The 15,793-nt window shown below is 32.7% G+C and carries 18 protein-coding genes and 5 pseudogenes; 15 read left to right on the forward strand and 8 right to left on the reverse strand.

Annotation, left to right across the window (positions count from 1 at the left end):
* From A9G45_RS02995 to A9G45_RS03050, 15 genes and pseudogenes are all read left to right on the forward strand, one after another.
* Nucleotides 1–587: SMI1/KNR4 family protein (locus A9G45_RS02995; protein ID WP_141673580.1), on the forward strand; the 587-nt coding region annotated here is incomplete at its 5' end.
* A gap of 227 nt (nt 588–814) precedes the next feature.
* Nucleotides 815–998 (forward strand): annotated as a pseudogene (locus tag A9G45_RS14860) (RHS repeat-associated core domain-containing protein); the annotation flags it as partial.
* A 294-nt stretch (nt 999–1,292) separates the two neighbouring features.
* Nucleotides 1,293–1,355 (forward strand): annotated as a pseudogene (locus tag A9G45_RS14865) (hypothetical protein); the annotation flags it as partial.
* 9 nt (nt 1,356–1,364) lie between these two features.
* On the forward strand, nt 1,365–1,754 hold the full coding sequence (locus A9G45_RS03000) for an Imm50 family immunity protein (protein ID WP_065567493.1): 390 nt from the start codon (nt 1,365–1,367) through the stop codon (nt 1,752–1,754).
* A gap of 103 nt (nt 1,755–1,857) precedes the next feature.
* Nucleotides 1,858–2,130 carry an RHS domain-containing protein gene (locus tag A9G45_RS03005; RefSeq protein ID WP_065567492.1) on the forward strand — a complete coding sequence of 91 codons (273 nt, stop codon included), beginning with the start codon at nt 1,858–1,860 and terminating at the stop codon, nt 2,128–2,130.
* 53 nt (nt 2,131–2,183) lie between these two features.
* On the forward strand, nt 2,184–2,387 hold the full coding sequence (locus A9G45_RS14870; RefSeq protein ID WP_442903027.1) for a hypothetical protein: 204 nt from the start codon (nt 2,184–2,186) through the stop codon (nt 2,385–2,387).
* A 125-nt stretch (nt 2,388–2,512) separates the two neighbouring features.
* A complete protein-coding gene (locus A9G45_RS13695) occupies nt 2,513–2,965 on the forward strand; it encodes a hypothetical protein (RefSeq protein ID WP_081297799.1) in 453 nt (150 codons plus the stop codon).
* Between the two features lie 219 nt (nt 2,966–3,184).
* Nucleotides 3,185–3,448 carry a hypothetical protein gene (locus tag A9G45_RS03015; protein WP_065567521.1) on the forward strand — a complete coding sequence of 88 codons (264 nt, stop codon included), beginning with the start codon at nt 3,185–3,187 and terminating at the stop codon, nt 3,446–3,448.
* Nucleotides 3,449–3,609: 161 nt separating this feature from the next.
* A pseudogene (locus tag A9G45_RS14875) lies at nt 3,610–3,987 on the forward strand (TreTu family toxin).
* Entirely contained in the window at nt 3,977–4,249 is a 273-nt protein-coding gene (locus A9G45_RS03025) for an immunity protein TriTu family protein (protein WP_065567519.1), read from the forward strand. Before A9G45_RS14875 ends, A9G45_RS03025 begins: the two are co-directional and overlap by 11 nt.
* Before the next feature lie 323 nt (nt 4,250–4,572).
* Nucleotides 4,573–4,998: a hypothetical protein gene (locus A9G45_RS14020; RefSeq protein ID WP_141673581.1), complete on the forward strand. Its 426-nt coding sequence runs from the start codon at nt 4,573–4,575 to the stop codon at nt 4,996–4,998.
* Nucleotides 4,999–5,256: 258 nt separating this feature from the next.
* A complete protein-coding gene (locus A9G45_RS14565; protein ID WP_065567518.1) occupies nt 5,257–5,937 on the forward strand; it encodes an RHS repeat-associated core domain-containing protein in 681 nt (226 codons plus the stop codon).
* Between the two features lie 47 nt (nt 5,938–5,984).
* Complete coding sequence (locus A9G45_RS03040; protein ID WP_065567517.1) at nt 5,985–6,323, forward strand: hypothetical protein; 339 nt, start codon at nt 5,985–5,987, stop codon at nt 6,321–6,323.
* A gap of 192 nt (nt 6,324–6,515) precedes the next feature.
* Nucleotides 6,516–6,773, forward strand: a pseudogene (locus A9G45_RS14880) (RHS repeat domain-containing protein); the annotation flags it as partial.
* A gap of 448 nt (nt 6,774–7,221) precedes the next feature.
* Nucleotides 7,222–7,515: a hypothetical protein gene (locus tag A9G45_RS03050; protein ID WP_065567515.1), complete on the forward strand. Its 294-nt coding sequence runs from the start codon at nt 7,222–7,224 to the stop codon at nt 7,513–7,515.
* 558 nt (nt 7,516–8,073) lie between these two features.
* On the opposite strand, the gene A9G45_RS03055 is transcribed toward A9G45_RS03050, so the two are convergent.
* The 8 genes and pseudogenes from A9G45_RS03055 to A9G45_RS14300 form a co-directional block, all read right to left on the reverse strand.
* Nucleotides 8,074–8,517 (reverse strand): IS3 family transposase, encoded by a 444-nt coding sequence (locus A9G45_RS03055; protein ID WP_065567514.1) that lies wholly within the window; start codon nt 8,515–8,517, stop codon nt 8,074–8,076.
* Between the two features lie 315 nt (nt 8,518–8,832).
* Nucleotides 8,833–9,513 carry a hypothetical protein gene (locus tag A9G45_RS03065; RefSeq protein ID WP_065567513.1) on the reverse strand — a complete coding sequence of 227 codons (681 nt, stop codon included), beginning with the start codon at nt 9,511–9,513 and terminating at the stop codon, nt 8,833–8,835.
* A 141-nt stretch (nt 9,514–9,654) separates the two neighbouring features.
* Complete coding sequence (locus A9G45_RS03070) at nt 9,655–10,830, reverse strand: hypothetical protein (RefSeq protein ID WP_065567512.1); 1,176 nt, start codon at nt 10,828–10,830, stop codon at nt 9,655–9,657.
* Between the two features lie 41 nt (nt 10,831–10,871).
* Nucleotides 10,872–12,092, reverse strand: a complete 1,221-nt coding sequence (locus A9G45_RS03075; protein WP_065567511.1) for an SH3 domain-containing protein — start codon at nt 12,090–12,092, stop codon at nt 10,872–10,874.
* Nucleotides 12,089–13,342, reverse strand: a complete 1,254-nt coding sequence (locus A9G45_RS03080; RefSeq protein WP_065567510.1) for a L,D-transpeptidase — start codon at nt 13,340–13,342, stop codon at nt 12,089–12,091. Before A9G45_RS03080 ends, A9G45_RS03075 begins: the two co-directional genes overlap by 4 nt.
* Nucleotides 13,343–13,396: 54 nt before the next feature.
* Nucleotides 13,397–13,921, reverse strand: a complete 525-nt coding sequence (locus A9G45_RS03085) for a hypothetical protein (protein WP_081297800.1) — start codon at nt 13,919–13,921, stop codon at nt 13,397–13,399.
* Nucleotides 13,922–14,123: 202 nt separating this feature from the next.
* Nucleotides 14,124–15,134: a hypothetical protein gene (locus A9G45_RS03090; RefSeq protein ID WP_065567509.1), complete on the reverse strand. Its 1,011-nt coding sequence runs from the start codon at nt 15,132–15,134 to the stop codon at nt 14,124–14,126.
* A 30-nt stretch (nt 15,135–15,164) separates the two neighbouring features.
* A pseudogene (locus tag A9G45_RS14300) lies at nt 15,165–15,793 on the reverse strand (hypothetical protein); the annotation flags it as partial.

The raw sequence follows: 15,793 nt of genomic DNA on the forward strand, positions 1-15,793 counted from the left end.
CTTATATTGATTTTTTGAAAAAATATAATGTTGTTGTTTTTGATAATGAAGCCAATATTGACTACTGTATTGATTGTGAGGGCGAGTCATTGCCCTTAGAGGTCATTTTGGGTTTTTCAAAGGAAGATAGAGAAGATTTATTGGCTACCAACGATGGCTATTTAAATAGGATACCTGAGGATTATTTTGCCGTAGCAACACTTAATTACGGCGATTTGCTTTGCTTAAGCCCAAATGGTGAAGTCTATTATTGGGATCATGAAGTGAATGATCTCTATTTTGACATGTCTGTAAAAGGCGGTTATCTAGAACAAAATACTAATCTGAAGTTTGTTGCAAATTCGTTTGATGCCTTTTTATCAATGATTATTAAAAGTGAAGTTGAGGATGATTATGATCCTGATGAAGATGAATATAATAATCCTAACATTCCTTTCCCAGATGAAGCATTACCGTCAATGCTCAAATATTCAAAGTTTTTTTTTACGGCGTCAGAAAATAGACTCAAAATTTATTTAAAAAAATTGGAGTTATCTGAAAAAGGGCGCGAAGTACTTGCTAAATTTAAAGAAGAAGGACTTTTGTAAAAATAGCGTTAGTTAAAAACCGAAACAGTATCTTCCAAAGAAATATATAATGATTTCAATGGAATAATTTTTTAGTTGAATGGAGTCTATTAATTATTTTAGATTCTATTAAATTTTATATATTTGGCTGTCCGGAAGGGATAACTGATGCAAACGGCGAATTATTCTGAGAATGTAGCTTTCAGTTATGGAGAAAACAGATTCAGTAAATTGAGCACCAATCAATAGAGCAAAACCTCGGATATCAGGAACAATATTTAGACGAAAAACTGGAATGCATGAAAATACTTTCAAGTATTATGATCCGGATATAGGTAGATTTACTCAGCCTGACCCGATAGGATTGCTGGGTGGCTTGAATTTGTATCAGTATGCGCCTAATGGGTTGACTTGATTGACCCATTTGGTTTAAAAGCATGTGGGGTAAAAAATAAGAAAACATCGTATGATAGTAAAAGTCGAAGAGATCCATTTAGACAGGTTAAGCACAATGCAGGTATACCGATGAATCAATAGCCTACAGCCATTACACGACCATCTTTACGAGATGGTAATGGCAGTACTATGATCGCTAGAAACGGTCAACCAATAAAGGCTCGACAATATGAATTTATTGATAAAAAATCCATTTTTATTCAATATTATAGTCTTTAGCACTCTAAAGCAGAATCAGGTCATGGTGCTGAACCACACTTTAATGTTAGACTTTCAAATAACCTGAATACTGATCATGTTTCTGGAACTTATGGTCATTATAATTTCCCTTAAGGAATGGATATGTGGTTTAAAAACGCGTTAGGCAGAGAAAAAATTCAATTTATGTTTAATAATGAATTTAACTTTCAATCTATTGAATTAAATAGTGTTTCATTTGAAAGCTATTCTGAGGTGAAATGCCATTTAACTTGCAAGGAAATTCCCAAAATTTACCCTAAAAAATGGGATAAAGTTGGATTTAATGCATTAAGTTTAATTATTACTTTTAATGAGATAGTTCAGTTAAATATGTCTGGTTCAAGAGTTGGTTTTTTCTGTTCACCAACGATCACTTCTTTTACGGATTATTCTGAAATAACCGTTAAACATGATAAATTACAGCTTTACTGTAAATCAAAGTTTTTAATTATAGAAAGTATAACTCCCTATATAGATGAAAGATGGGATTAAAAATAAAGATGACATAAATTTTCATTAAGTCGGTGCATCGAAAACATCGCTAGACCCGCAGGCCCCCTACAAGCGTACCCACTTCCTGTGGAACAACTTAACAATGATTCAGGAAATCAGCCCGAATCAGCACTGTAGCCTGTATATCTATACCGACCAAAACAGCTACGAACCACTGGCATGGATAGACACAAACGGCAACCAAGAACAGCATATCCGCTATTACCATACCGATCTAAATGTCTGTCTGGAAGAGCTAACCGATACAAACGGCGAATTACTCTGGGAATATAGCTTTCAGTTATGGGGAAAATACATTCAGGCAATCAATCCCGAGCCCATAGAGCAGAATCTCAGATATCAAGGCAATATTTAGACAGAAAAACCAGCTTACATTACAATACGTTCAGATACTATGCTCCGTGAGAATTGAGTTGTTGGCGTGCACCAAGAAAGAAATTTTGGAAAAATGAAGCTAAAAATAATCCTAGCATGTATTCGAAAAATAATATTAAATTAATAAAGGAGGGTAAAGCACGCAAATTACAACTTGAAGTAATAATAGAAAATCCGGCAAAAAGGAAACCAAAAGATGTACAGATAGAATTGCGCCATAAAGATATTTTACAATAGGTTGGGGGTGACAATGTTCATAATCATGACAATCTTGCAAAATTAACTCCGTGGGAGCATGAAGCAGTTGCTCCGTATAAACATACTGATTATGATGTTATAAATATAATAAAGGATATTAATTAATGGTAAATATCAATGAAATTCAATATTTTATAAATAGTGCATTATATAAAACAGCATTAAATAAATTGCAACAAAAATATAAAATTACGACAAACGGAGAAGAATTGCCATCGGTATTGTTCAAATATGATGCAAATAAAATCCATTTATCTGGCGCTACTTTATCTGATTTAGAAAACATATTGTCGAATAGTCTTACTTCTTTTTTGAAGTATATAGCAATTAAGTTAGTCGTCCTTCAAGATGAACCAGATGAACAAGAAGGAAATGATGAGAAAGATGTCACTATTTCAGTGGATGATCCCTATGAAGATTTTCTTATTATTCATTTATTAGAATATTATTTAATTACTAGCGATGCAGGTAACCTGATTAATTATCTAAAAAAAATCAAAATACCTTATAGTAAGAAATATTGTGAACAGTTAAAGAAAATATATGCATTACTTTAATAAAAAAGCTGGAAAGATCTTCTATATTTTTTCGGATTTTTTTGTTTTTAAATTCAGATTATATTTAAGCGACTTTAACCAATATTCTGCCAATTGAGCTCACTAATGAACAAGGGGAAATGGTTTGGCGTGCAATTACTAGCTATACCAAACTATCCAGAATTAATGAAAAAATGATTTGGAGATTCTATGAAGTAATCTGTTAATGAACTTATTAAAATGGGGTTTTCGCCTTCAGAGGAGAGCTATGATATTGACTTTATTCAAAAATATCAAAATATTTTACATAACATTCAACCACCTTTATCAAATGAAGAAGCAACTAAACTAATTACCTTTTTTGGTAATAATGAAAGTTATGGATTAGCTTGGTCACTATTACATCTTATTGAATCGAGTGCCGATTTTTCAGTAGATAAGCAATTATTAGAAAATGGAAATCCATGGATTCAGCTATTAATAAAAAGAACTATGAATAAATAGCCTCTAAATTGTAATAAATCCTCAATGTAAAGGTTATTTATTTGAAAAATCTCTAATACTTATAACGCTCGAACCTTTTTTTAATCTTAGGAGTTTAAATTTTACTCTAAGTATTAAATTACTCGGGAGAATTTAATCTGTATCAGTATGCGCCTAATGGGTTGATTTGGATTGTTCCGTGGCAACTATCATTAGTTACAGTTGGCAACTGGATGGCAGCAGCAGAATATCAAGAAATAATAGATAGCGATAAAACAATACAAAACATAACAGGGACAACTACTCACATGGCTTACCTAGCAGATGTTAAGGCTTTTGATAAACAAGCAAAAAATGGAACTTTATATGTTGAATTTAATATTCCTAAAAAATTTATAATTCCCACAAATCAAGAATAAGCAAAAATAGTAGGGCCAAATTCTTTAGAAAGTCGCTTTGCACAACGTAAGGGAGTTCCTGTCTCTGAGGTGCCTAAAGCAAATAACATTCGTGTTAAAGTAGAAAAAATTAAAGGAAAATACAATCAATATGTTAAATAAATTTAAATTTTGGATATCCCAACATACTAACTATTCTTATGTTTATCATAAAAATGATTTATCAGAAAGTATCGTTATTGATTTTGAAAATGATATTTATATTGCCCGATTTACTATTTGGGATAATCTAAGTTGCATGTCCGAAATAATAGATTTAAATACTGATCAATATAAAATTAATAAAAGGGAAGAATTTACTTCATTTAATGAATTACTATCTATATTTAGAATTTTTTCAGATTATTTAACTATAAAAGATTAAAATAAAAAATATATTTTTATACATTTATATTATTAAAGATTTGACTGAATATTATAAACTATTGAAAAAATAGATTGATATAGGAGAACTCATTGATAATTTAATCTCGCTCAAATGTCATCAACTAAGCATAAGCAAAACCAATGCCTTAGTTTGGTATGAAGCAAGAGAAGTAGTGTTAAAAAAACCTTATAAAGAAAATTATAACGGGCTTAAATATATAGACGCATTTAAGCTTTAATATTAACATGCAAATAGTTGGTAAGCTTTGCCTGCCACACAAATCTTAGCCTTATTGCACAGGCTTTTTAATTGAATTAATCTTGCAAACTATTTTAAAAAATATAATTATTACAGCCGCCCTGCAACACAAGCAGATTCGGCGTAATCAAAATTCGATTCTTCCTGATATCCACATCAAACGCAGCTACCAGTACGACAACCTCGACCGACTGGTAAACAAAAAATACAGCAAGCACAGACAGGCCGATTACTACTATGATCGCACCGGCAGAATTGAAGGCTGTCGCAACCACAGATACAGGAAAATCCCGCAATACGATGCCACCACCAACCTATTAGATCACAGACGACCAATAGAATTAGACCCTAGTAATCAGAACGTCATCTGCTGTAACCAGATCCTGAATTTCAGAGGACACCACTACCGCTACGATGAGCACGGTCAACCCCATAACAAACAAACCATCGGTGCCCCCAGCACCACCACTACGACGACTACCCCCTGAGCGAAGTACGCATTGAACAAACAGACCGCAGCCAGCGTTACGGCGGAGTCTACGACGCCCTTGGCCGGCGTATCGAAAAACATCAGCTAGACAACGCAGGCACCCCCTACAACCGTACCCGCTTCCTGTGGGACGTGTTAAAAATAATTCAAAAAATCAGTCCGAATCAGCACAGCAGGTTGTATATCTACACCGGCCAGAACAACTACGAACCACTGGCACACATAGATAAAAAGGGGTAATGCCCCCGAAATAGTCATGAACTTCCATACCGATCTGAACGGTGCATCAGAAGAGCTTATCGTAGCAAGCGGTGACATCGTCTGGGAATGCAGTTTTCAGCTCTGGGGTAAACGGATTCAGGAAATCGAACACATATCAATACAACATAACCTCAGATATCAGGGACAATATTTAGACAGAGAAACCGGCTTACATTACAATACTTTCAGGTATTATGATCCAGATATAGGTAGATTTACTCAGCCGGATCCGATTGGGTTGTTGGGCTGGTTTAATCTGTATCAGTATGCGCCTAATGGGTTGATTCGGGTGGATCCGTTTGGTTTGAGCTGTAGTTTTAATAGTAAGTCGAATCGTTGGCGTAATAATGAAACAGGACGTTTTACCAAACGCCCAACTGATCCATCAGAATTAGCTAGATATGGGAAGGTAAATAAAGCAGACATAGATGCATGGGCCACACAAGGAGGAATACCAAATACTTGGCATGCAGATCCTAAGCGTTTCCCGAGTGGAGAGTTTAGATATGAAGGTCAAGGGTACCAAGTACATGGAAATGGCATAGATCCTACTACAAAAGCAAAATGGCCAACAGCTAACTCAGCAAATGGCCCAACGGCTAGTATTAAAAATACTATAAATGGGCAAAATTATAGAACTGATGGGATATGGGGGAACATTCAAATCAGATCCTAACAGTGCACATATTCCCCTTAACGGATCATTTTATTAAGGTAATTAATATGAATTTACAAAAAATAAAGGATAGAGTTTTATCCCTCCCAACCATAATGGGTATATCAGAAGAAATATTAATAATTAAAGAATTAATGAGCATTAAAACTGATGATTTAATCCAAAATAAAGATATTTTTCGATTTATCTTAGATTCATTAGAGCTATCTCATACAGACTCTGGTTTTATGGAGTTAACAAAAGAGAATGAGAATATCTTTATTGATTTTTATCATTGGTTGAACCGAATAAATGACCAACTAAATATGAATATAAACATTAATATCATAGATTCCTTTAGCTTATCTGTTGAAGATGTTAATAAATTGATGTCACCATATAAATAAAAGGAAATATAAAAATGAACAATTATTTAAATTTTAAATAGAAAAATCAACTAGAGTGATAGAATTAAATACTGTCTAATATTTATTTTGGCAAGGATAATTGAATTTTTCATATATACTAACTAGAACAGCTACGAACCACTAGCGCAATAGGCATAGACGGCAACCATGAACAACATATCCGCTACTTCCCACACCGACCTGAATGGCTGTCCAGAAGAGCTCACCGATGCAAACGGTAAAATACTGTGGGAATGCAGCTTTCAGTTATGGGGTAAGCGAATTCATGAAATCGAACACATCCCGATACAACAGAACCTCAGATATCAGGGACAATATTTAGACAGAGAAACCGGCTTACATTACAATACTTTCAGGTACTATCATCCGGATATAGGTAGATTTACCCAGCCGGATCCGATTGGGCTGCTGGGCGGGTTTAATCTGTATTAATATGCGCCTAATGGGTTAACTTGAATTGATCCATTAGGATTAGCACCATGTGCTAAAGTAAGTGAGTTTGATCGTATAAAAAGTGGCAAAGTCTATACAGTTATTAGACAAGGCAAAAACATATCTTCTGGATTGTTTTCACTAAACCCAAATAATATAGAAATAGTTGCAGGACATGTAACATCAGAGATGTCGTTCTCCATCTCAGTTTATATCTGCAACCAAAGATTTAAGTATCGCTGAAAAATGGGCTAATAAAATTGGAACTAGAATAGTTGATATAGACTTAAGTAAAATTTTGGGTGGAACAATTGATATATCTTTTACTAAAGGTCTTGACCTTTTAAGTAATCAATTTGAAGACGATTAGCTAAAGGTGCTTGAGAAGCACTATTTGACTGACCTATACCAACAAATTCAATAAAAATAATTAATTAGGTATTTTATGAAAATTATAAATTCTGATGTTCATGAAAAGATTATCAGTGTAATTGAAAAAATTAGATTACAAGATAAGTTAGATGAAAAAACAATTAATGATCTCTATACTTCACTGGATGAAATGGTAACTCATTATAAAGAAAAAGATCTTATTTCAAAGGAATTGGCATATAATCTTTTAGTCCTGCATGACAATTTAGAAGGCGCTTTAAAATTTGGCTCTTATGAAGACATGAAGTATATAAGTAATATTAATTCAAAAGTAAGCGAATATATTGAAAAAATATTTCTAAGTTAAAAAACTGAAATTAAATCAGGATGATTAGTGGCACTACCACTACAACGCCAACTACCGCTTGAGCGAAGTACGTGTTGAAAAACATCAACTAAACAATGCAGGCAACCCCTACAATCGTGCCCGCTTTCTATGGTTCGGCTAAAAAATGATTCAGAAAACCAGCTCGAATCAGCACAGCAGGCTGTATATCTATACCGACCAAAGCAGCTACCAACTACTGGCACGCATAGATAAAAGAGGTAATGCTCCGAAAAAGTTATGTACTCCTACACCGTTCTAAACGGTGCACCAGAAGAGCTTACCGTAGCAAACGGTGACATCATCTGGGAATGTAGCTATCCGCTCTGGGATAAACGGGTTCATAAAATCGAACACGACTCAGTAGAACAAAACCTCAGACATCAGGGACAATATTTAGACAGAAAAACTGGGCTGTGTAAATACCCCAAACTTAGTACATAACTCACGTAGAAAATCACGCTGCTTGTTTTAGTGTTTTATACTCAATCGGTGTCATGTTATTTAATGCCTCATGCGGTCTTTTGGTGTTATAAATCATTACGCCTCACGATTAAAGTCATCGATGACATTGAATGTTCTAAAGCGACGTTGATTACGGCTACTGTCATTCATAAAATCCATTGACCAACATTCACCTTGTTTATTCGGGACTAATAACCTTTCTGGGCATCGTGGAGGAATGCGTTTTTTACGCTTTACCCTGAGATTAAGCTTTAATTCACAATACACCCGATATACCCGTTTATGATTCCATTGATAGCCGAGCTTTCTGATACGATTAAAATATTTAGGAAAACCCCAGCGTAAATGCCGGTCTGTGATAGCATTCAAAGCCGAAACAATCGCCGAATCATCCAGTAACTTAGCTTGATAATAGTAAGCACAACGGCTTAAGCCTACAATGGCACAGCTCATAACAATAGTAACCGAATGATTTTTTTGTAGTTGCTGTGCCCACGTTTTACGTACCTTTGTGGGCACTATAGCTTTTTTATGATTTCTTCCTAAAGTTGGGATTTTAAACCCAGTTCGGCAAACATCTGCTTAAGCTTGCGGTTTTCCGCTTCGAGTTCTTTTAGACGTTTGATGTCTGAAGTTTCCATACCGCCCTATTTTTCCCGCCATTTATAGAAAGTTGAATTACCCATGCCCTATTTACGGCACAGCTCTTTAACGGGAATACCCGCTTCAGCTTCTTTTAAAATAGCGATGATTTGATGTTCAGTCATTTTTTTCATAATTAAATCCTCTTTTACTGTTATCATAGAGAATTTTCTACTTTTTGGCTGTACTATTTTAGGGGGTAGTTACAAATGCTGTTTGATTATTATTTTTAGTCCAATTAAAGTTTTTACCAAATTGCATATCAAAATTGTTTATTGGTTTTACTTTTAATGGGAAAATAATTTCAGTATTTCTAATATTAAAATAATCCATCATCGCCACCGGATGAATAAACCATGCCTTGCCGTCTGCGGATAGATTGGACAGTTTAGGCGTATTGGCATCAGTGTTTGCGGTTGGGTTTTGAGCTTGTGCCTGTGCCACTTCTTTCCACCACAGTGACGGTTTAATGCGTTGCTCTTTTTCCAATTGCCAGTTGTTTTTGACATGCTCGTGGGCTTCGTCCAATTTTTTCATGACAAAGTCTCGATGATAGGGCTCGATTATGCCTATTTTATCTAATATCGCTTCAATAGACTCTTTTTTTTGTTGCTTTTCTTCTTCAAACAGCTCATCTATCTCATTCCATTTACTTAATGCTTCATCGGCATACCATTCACTTTCATATTTTACCAGTAAACGCCCTATCAGCTCTGCGGCCCAACTTCGGCGTAGACCTTCCTTTAAATAGTTATCCGTAAAAGAAGGTAAGTGTGTTTTTTTTCGCTGATTGGAATAACGCAAAGTTCCCGTTAAGATTTGATGTAATTCCTTCATCGCTGGCGTGTAATCTTCTAAATCCAATTTCGCCACTTTATTTTTGCCAATCTTGTTAGATAATTCACTTATCGAGGCTTTTTCTTCTATCGTTTCAAACCCAGGCCAGTGCCATGGGGAAATCCCCCCCTAAAATTGCTTTAATATCTATCGCTAGCCTATAACTACAACAATTTATTAGAAATGTTTATCCTTAAATTCTAATTGGCTAAGATGTATATACCCCGTTGTAGTTCTATCATTAGCTAAACCAACATATAACCATTCTTGTTTTTTTTCTCTATCAATAAATTTCGAATATAACTTGATCACATCAGTTTTATTCGGTAGTGTCATGATAATAGAAGATTTTATATCTGGCTTATTTAATAAGTTAACAACTTTTTCTGAAGACTTTGTATAATAGTGATTTTCCAATAATTCATCATGACTATAGGAAATTACTTTTTTTTTATCCTCTAAAACAGTTATACCCATGTTATAATATTCATTCTTCTCCAATCTCTCTTTTAACTGGTTATCTTTGTTAAAAAAATCCGTCAAGTATTGATAGGCTAAGTGTTGGCTACGTTCTAAAGTTTCACCATTACTTTGTAGTTGACTACGATATTTAATTAGATGAATTAATACTTTATCTTTAGTAGATTGTGGGATTCTTACCTTTTTTCCTTGTATACCAATGTCTTTATGTTCAACATTCCAATTAACAAATAAAGATATCAATAAACCACGAAAATAAGCTTTATCCAATAGCATGTCATTTAAAAAACGCTTTCTGTACCCTTTTAATTCGTTATTATAAAATAAAAAATGCCATTTATACTCGTCGGAAATATATGGATTCACAACAGCTGTTTCATAGAGTAAAGCATCACTTTCATAATTAAAGTTAATCACGATTTCAGGTAAATAATCATACTTATGATTTAATATATATTTTTTAGCAGAATCATCATCATTAAAAAGTAGTTTATTATAAGCAACTAACTGTTGAACATATTTATTATTTGAATTATCTAATATTCCATTCGCAAATGAATTCGTTAATAAACAAGAATAAATAAATTTACCATTATTTGTTATGCCATAATAGTTATCTTCACCTGTATATGTTTGACAAATATTTTTATTCTTGCTGAGGCCAGTATCTGAACCAAAATAATCATCAATTTTTTGTTTAAATTCTTCTAAATTAAGTAGTTGATAATGTTCTTGCTGAAGCATTTTTGAAATCATATTTATAGTTTTATCTGAATAATTAGCTGATGCAAACTCTGATTCTGTATCAGCCAACACATTTATTGAAAAAAGAGCGAGAACTATAATAAGTTTCTTTCCTATTTTGTTAATCATTATTATTTAACCTAGTTAATCATGTTTATTGATACATGCATTCAATTATTATCGTTATATTCTAATTGACTAAGATGAACATAACCCTTTATGGAGGGGGAGTCCTTTAATTTGACATATAACCATTCACCTTGTACATTAATTTTGATAAGATCTATATCATTTAATAATTTATTTATAATCGGTGCTTTAGAATTTGGTTGGCTGCGGAAATTAATATAATTATCATTTGATTTCGTAATATAGTGATTTTCTATTAGTGTGTTTTTACTTTCCGAAATGACTTTTTGTTCTTCAGCGGATACTTTTAACCCCATATTATAAAAATTATTTTCCTTAAGCCTTGATTCAAGTTTATTATCTATTTCGTAAAAATTAATCAGGTATTGGTAGGCTTTACGTTGGCTATCGGTTAAACTTGCTTCCTCGCTCTGATGCTGACTTTGTAATTTAATCAGATGCAATAAAGCTTTATCTTGTGATGCTGAGGTAATCGTAATTTTTTTATTTTCTGAAATAGGAATTCCTGTTGGGTAAATATACCAATTATCGGACAAATCTTTTAATAAAATTGAAATAACATGTTCACCCGATTGTATATACAAATCATTTAATAAACGTTTCCGATACCCTTTTTGTGAATTGTTATAAAAAATGAAATGCCACATATTTCTCAGATCGTCATCCCATACAGGTAATGAAACCTCATATAACAAACTATTTTTTTCATAATTGAAATAAATCACAACTTCTTGCAACGAATTTTTCCGATTTGATAAAAAATAGTTTTTTACAAAAGTATCAGTATTATCGTTAAAAAGTAATTTATTATAAGCAATAAGATGAGGAGAATACTCATTATTAGGGCTATTTAATAACTCTAAACCCTGCTTAGGAGTAAGGGGAACATCAAATCCTTTGTATTCACTCATCAGAAATGATTCTGTGTATGTTAGTAAAAAACGTCCATTCTTAGTAAAACAGCTATAATCATATTTACTAATCATATATTGACAATCAAATGTTATTGAATCCACATCAATACCAAAATAATCTAAACTTCTTTGTTTAAAGCTCTTTTCACTAGGAATTTTATAACCTTTGCTTTTCAAAAAGTCAGAAACTATACTGACTTCTTCGGCAAAATCTCTTTCTGCCCATATATGCATTAATTGATCTAACTCTTCTTTTTCAGTTTGAGCTGAAACTATTAACGTAAAAAAAGCAAAAAAAACAAAACAGGGGATTTTATTTAGAATCATTGTGTTTTTACTCTCCCTTTTCTTACAGTGTCTTTAGGATCGGGAGCTAAACCATAATATTCATAAACATCTTTTATATCTCCAACATAATCTTCTATGTAACAATATATTGTTTTACCTTCACTTTTTAACCTAGTATACAAAGCCCCTAACTCTTTCATTGCTTCATTATAAACCCGAATACACCCATGAGTGTTCATAAGATTACCTAAATCTTCCAAAGATTTTCTATAATACCCTGAAGTATGCCCAGAATGTATGCCTATTCCATCTCGTCCATTTTTAGCTGCAGTTAAAAATTCACCACTATCTCCGATTAGTTCAATAAATCCATAATTACCAAAACTCCATTCACCTTTATGCCTATTTGGATAATATGTTGTCTTTGTCCTACCAGTAGGTGTATCGCCATCTCCACTTGCTTTTGTACGATTCGTACTAGTCCCAAGACAAAGTGCATGAGTTTTAAAATAAATTTCACTTCTATCAAATACAATTAAAGGCCCCTCTAATCCACGGTGCGAAGGTACAATGACATTTATATAAACCTCATTATCTTCTGGGATATATTTTTCATCAAATGTTGTTCTAGTTTTAATAACATTAAAATAATCTATCATCGCCACCGGATGAATAAACCATGCCTTGCCGTCTGCGGATAGATTGGACAGTTTAGGAGTATTGGCATCAGTGTTTGCGGTTGGGTTTTGAGCTTGTGCTTGTGCCACTTTTTTCCACCACAGTGACGGTTTAATGCGTTGCTCTTTTTCAAGTTGCCAGTTTGATTTGACATGCTCAAGGGCTTCGTCCAATTTTTTCATGGCAAAGTCTCGATGATAGGGGTCGGTTATGCCGTTTTTATCTAATTCCGCTTCAATAAGCTCTTTTTTTTGTTGCTTTTCTTCTTCAAACAGCTCATCTATCTCATTCCATTTACTTAATGCTTCATCGGCATACCATTCACTTTCATATTTGACCAGTAAATGCCCTATCCGCTCTGCGGCCCAACTTCGGCGTAGACCTTCCTTTAAATCCCTTTCTGTAAAAGTAGGTGGGGGCAGATCTTTTTTTCGTTGGGTTGAATAAATCAGTGTGCCCGTTAATATTTGGTGTAATGCCCGCATCGCTAGCGTGTAATTTTCTTGTTTACCTAAACGAACTTTACTGCCTTTGAGTAATAAACCCATAATTTTTGTGTTTTTTCCCTTTTCGCGTATCACGCTACCGATAATGGTTTCTACTTTTTTCATCAGCTGTAACTGATGATGTAATTAAATTCAGGAATGATAAAAATAAAAAGTAATTTAATTATTGTTGGTTTTTTCTTTAATATATCCATCTTGATTTAAATAATAATGCTTAATTGTTAAATTATTATCATATTCTGTTGTAACGGTAATGATAAAATCCTTTGAAATAGTAAAATGTGTTTTTTCAATTAGATTTTCATTATTTCCTAGTTCGTACCATTCACCTTCAACATATAATTTTGAGTGGATTTGATGATCTTTTATTGTCAATAAATAAAGTCTGTAAGGAAAATCACCACAATCCATTGGCACCAATACCATATCGATACCATTTTTTGATGGTAATGATAAATAGCGAAATTCCTTGTCACAATGTCCAAAATCAAAATTCTCAATTTTACAATTTTCATTATTGGCTAAGTTATATGACACATTTTTATGTGCTTTATTTAATGGTAAAGTGTCTGTGCTTTTTTCAAAACAGGGATTTTTATTATTTTGTTGAATAGGGGATTCTTGTGCATAAGCAAAAAAAGGAATTACACCGAACACTAAATAAATTATATAGTTATTTATCATAATATATCCTAAAATTATTTATTAGTTATTTTTTGCAATAATGAAGCCAATGGCTTTCTACCCAGTACGGCTTATTTTGAAGCATAAACGAATTGTAAAGAAATCCTCATTATTCTCAGGATTAGAAACATTCCCCCTAACCTTATAGGTGAAAATGTTTTTTTACGTACTTGAATTAATTTTGCCTATTTGCAATTAAAAACTATCTTTTTACCTTAACAAATTTTCCTTGTTTATTAATGACATAGTGAATTTTACTGACTAAAGTGGTTGGTCTTTTCTTGTAATCATATGGCGAGTTAAAATGTTTGATTGTTATGCGATAATTTTTATCGATAAAATATTTACTCAAAATACCTCCATCCTCCAACTCATAAAATTCACCTATTTCTAGTCTATCAATCAGATTAAAATCATCCGAAAGGCTAATTAATGATAACTGTCGTGCTGAATTAATAGCAACGGAGGACAGCAATAATAATTTTATTTTTTTATAAGATTTTAGTTTCAATGCCCTAAAACAACCATCATCAATCATTCCTTTAAAAAAATAATTAAATTCATCAAAACAATCATCGTTAAACTTTCCAGCAACAAAAGGATCAACTGTATCCGTTATTGGTAAAAAAATATCATTGTTACTATTAACTTCATCACCCCAATAATAATTATTCAATGGAACATCTATAATATTTAATTTTTCATAAATAGTTGCTAGCGTTTGACGCATTTTTTGCTTTAATTTAAACGCCAAAACCATATCATCATTCGTAAATAAAAAAAGGTAATCGGAAATAAGCACTAATGAGGGATTTAAATTATATTGCTTAGGTAATGTTACAAAATCAAAATATTGATTTTCTTGTTGATTACCCGTTAACTTTAAATGTTCCAATACTTTTTGTAACAATTCGTGGGAACGCGGTGATAAATTGTCGGTAACTTGATGTACATTAATTATATGATTTTCATCTAATATTAATTTACTGTCTGAACTTTTTACCGATATATTTTTTATTTCGTTAAGTCGTGTATATAACGTTAAATCATCAAGTGGGATATCGGGTAGATAAGTAATATCAACTAATTGCCACTCTGTAATATCCTGCTTTGTTAATGAATTGGGATCATTTTTTGTTTCATTCGCACTTACTGCTAACGTGATAAAACAACAAAAAAATAAAACGAAAAAACGATTTAGTATTGTTAGCATTATTTCCTCCTCTAATTTATTCTATTTTTCTTATTTATTAATAAGGGTAATTAGTTTTTCTTTATTTAAAGTTGCGGCATCAGTACAAAAATATTCATCTAATAAATATTGTTTTTCAAATGATCTAACATCCATATGAATCCAACTATATGTATGATTTCTATCTATTATTGAATTATCCTTTTTTAAACCTATTGGCTCAGTGCTAAAAAGGTTGCTATTTGCCCATTTGTTTTGCGCATTAAGGTAAGTTGCAAAGAAGTTATCACGAATATACATTAAGGGTTCAATATTAATGTAAAATCGATGTCTGATTTCCCAATTACCTTTATTAAACTGAATATCTAAAGCTTTTCCTCTGTGATTAGAAGTAGTTCCTCCTTCCTTATGCAAAGAACATCTATATCCCGATGAAATTTCTCTAAACTTATAAACATTTTGTCTACTTAAATAAAAGTTTAGCGCACAAAATCCAAATAATAATGATCTATGTAACCCTGGATATTCATATTTATTAAATTGTTCTGGTGAGGTATTTTTTCCTGAACCATTACCAAATCCACTACATTGTTTAGGAGAACACCTACATTTCAGTTGTAACCAAATCGTATTATTAATCGTATATTCTTCTTGAAATCTATCAATTGCTTGTATAACTT

The organism is Gilliamella sp. HK2 (assembly GCF_001690265.1).
In the GTDB taxonomy this organism is placed as follows: Bacteria; Pseudomonadota; Gammaproteobacteria; order Enterobacterales; family Orbaceae; genus Gilliamella; species Gilliamella apicola_C.